The sequence below is a fragment of the Mesorhizobium sp. M7A.F.Ca.CA.004.04.2.1 genome (genome assembly GCF_004022825.1).
In the GTDB taxonomy this organism is placed as follows: domain Bacteria; phylum Pseudomonadota; class Alphaproteobacteria; order Rhizobiales; family Rhizobiaceae; genus Mesorhizobium.
On sequence record NZ_RZPH01000843.1, the window covers coordinates 1 to 2,703 of the forward strand.

The 2,703-nt window shown below is 63.5% G+C and carries 3 protein-coding genes; all 3 read right to left on the minus strand.

The features are described 5' to 3' along the window. Nucleotides 1-910, minus strand: a 910-nt coding sequence (locus EN893_RS27950) for a class I tRNA ligase family protein (protein WP_164901169.1), incomplete at its 3' end; no start/stop codon positions are given. A 220-nt stretch (nucleotides 911-1,130) separates the two neighbouring features. Continuing rightward, the gene (locus tag EN893_RS27955; protein WP_127267804.1) at nucleotides 1,131-1,955 is read right to left on the minus strand and encodes a PopZ family protein; all 825 of its coding nucleotides are present in this window, start codon (nucleotides 1,953-1,955) and stop codon (nucleotides 1,131-1,133) included. 205 nt (nucleotides 1,956-2,160) lie between these two features. After that, nucleotides 2,161-2,703 (minus strand): TolC family protein (locus EN893_RS27960; RefSeq protein WP_164901170.1); only part of this gene is annotated, 543 nt, incomplete at its 5' end.

Genomic DNA, 2,703 nt, shown 5'->3' on the forward strand with positions numbered 1-2,703 from the left:
GGTTATTGATCGCCGGCAGCTTGTGGCGCTTGCCGACCTCGAAGTCGTTGAAGTCATGCGCCGGCGTGATCTTGACCGCGCCCGAACCCTTTTCCGGATCGGAATACTCGTCCGCCACCACGGGAATCCTGCGACCGACGATTGGCAGGACGATGTTCTTGCCCACCAGATGCCGGAATCGCTCGTCGTCAGGGTGCACGGCGACGGCCGTATCGCCCAGCATCGTCTCCGGGCGCGTCGTCGCCACGGTGATGAAGGTTGTTGGGTTTTCCGGGTCGAAGACCTGGCCCTCGATGGGATAGCGGAAGTGCCAGAGATTGCCATTGACCTCCTGCTGCTCGACCTCGAGATCGGAGATCGCGGTGAGCAGCTTGGGGTCCCAGTTCACAAGGCGCTTGTCCTTGTAGATCAGCCCTTCCTTGTAGAGCGTGACGAACACTTCGAGCACGGCTTTGGACAGGCCTTCGTCCATGGTGAAGCGTTCGCGTGACCAGTCGGCCGAGGCGCCCAGCCGCTTCAGCTGGTTGAAGATGGCGCCGCCGGATTCGGCCTTCCACTCCCACACTTTCTCGATAAACTGCTCGCGGGTCAGGTCGCGGCGATGGATCTGCTTTTCCATCAGCTGCCGCTCGACAACCATCTGCGTGGCAATACCGGCATGGTCCATGCCCGGCTGCCACAGGACGTTCTTGCCGCGCATTCGCTCGAAGCGCACCAATATATCCTGCAGCGTGTTGTTGAGCGCGTGGCCCATATGCAGCGAGCCGGTAACGTTCGGCGGCGGGATGACGATCGTAAATGCTTCCGCCCCCTCCTCGGCGCCGGCACCGGCGCGAAACGCGTCGGCCTCTTCCCAGACTTTGGCGATCTTCGGCTCGACGGTTTTGGCGTCGTAGGTCTTTTCAAGCATGGGAAAATGGTCCGCGCTGTCGGGAGTTTTGCTGGTCCGGTGTAAATCGGAAGGTTTTGGCCAAGTCAACCGCAAGGGCTGTCTCGGACCCTCACAACCAGATAGGCGCGGCCTTGGTCATTTCAACGGAAAGCGATCCGCCGTCCTGCCAACAAACTGACCTCACCAAAAGAAACGGCGCCACGAAGGCGCCGTTTCCTCTAGCAATCGGCATGGGGAGCTACTGCGCCCCGCGCGCCACGCGCTCGATCTCCTCGCGCACCAGTCTTTCGACCAGTGTCGGCAGATTGTTGTCCAGCCAATCCTGCAGCATCGGCCGCAGCATCTCTTCGGCCATCTCGTCGAATGTCTTCTTGCTGCGGCTGGCAAACGCATCGGAAAGCTCGCCAAAGGCAGCCGCGACCTGACGGCCGGTATGCTCGGAAACGATCGCCGGACGCGGCGCGTCGCTGGCCGCCACCGGCCGCACCACGCTTGCATCCGGACGAGACGGCTCGGGTTCGACGGCTACTTTCGCGGTCGGTTCGTCCCTTGGAGTCTCCACGGACGGCTGGGCAGCCGTCTTGCGTGCCTCGCTCCGGTCCGACACCGCCCTCGCCTGCTCACCGACCGCGGCGATCTCACGACGCCAATCGGCGATGGAAGCGTCGGCGACAGGACGCGATCCCGGCGATTCAACCGTGATTGGCTCGGCGGCGACGCGGGCGCTAACTTCGGCAAGTGTCATCGATGGCTTTGCCGGGCTGGGATCGGGGCGCGCAGGCGTTTCCATGCGCGCGACCACCGGCTCGGCCGCCGGCAACTGTGCCTGGACTTCCGCCAGCGTGACCGGCTTCCTGCCTTCGGGGGCGGCATGCAGGTCGGCACGGAATGCTTCCACGTCGGGGGCCGCATAGGCGCTCGACGCGCGCTCCAGATCCTGGCTCAGCTCATCGGCGTCGCCCGGCTGCTTGCGGCCGCCGTCACTGTCCTCGATGATCCGCCTGATGGAAGCCAGTATCTCTTCCATGGAAGGTTCGCGCTGTGCGCTGCTTGCCGTTGCCATCGTCACATCCGCCGCCTTTGTGACCCCTGTGGGTTTCCGCTCCGGCAGAGCCGGATCGAATCATGGCGACAGCGTAACCGACGGATCGCCGCACGAGAATCCCCAATCTGGGGACTTGTGGGATTTCAACAGATTAGCGCGATCTGAACCCGAGTGCGAAAGATCCTGCTCAAACGGGGAACACGGCCAGTCCTGGCCGAACGCCTCAGCGGCCGTCCGGCGTGCGCAGGCCGTACCACTTGTCCTTGACCGCGTTGTAATGCTCTTCAGGCTTGTACTTCGCTACCTGCAAGCCAAGGCGGTCCACGGACAGACGGCCGGTCGCCTGCAGGATGGCGTAGCTCGCCACCACCACATCATGTTCGTAACCGGCCTGGTTGATCTGGGCGGTGATGACCGTCGCCTGTGCGTTGAGGACGTCGAGCGTGGTGCGCTGGCCGACATTGCGTTCTTCGATGACACCGTTCAGTGCCAGCTTCGCGGCCTCGATCACTTGCCTGTTGGCCGTCAGCTGCTGCTGCGCGGCGGTATACTCGGTCCAGGCGGCGGTGACGGCCTGGCGTACCTGGTCGCGGCTGACGTCGACCTGGATGCGGGCCTGGCTGAGTGATTCCTTGTTCTGGCGCACGATCGCCGAGGTGCGGCCACCCGAATAGATCGGGATCGTCAGCGTTGCCCCGACACTGGCCGAATTGGTCGTGCCATCCTGCGAACCGACGCCTGGCAAAGGCGAGGTATTGCGATAGGC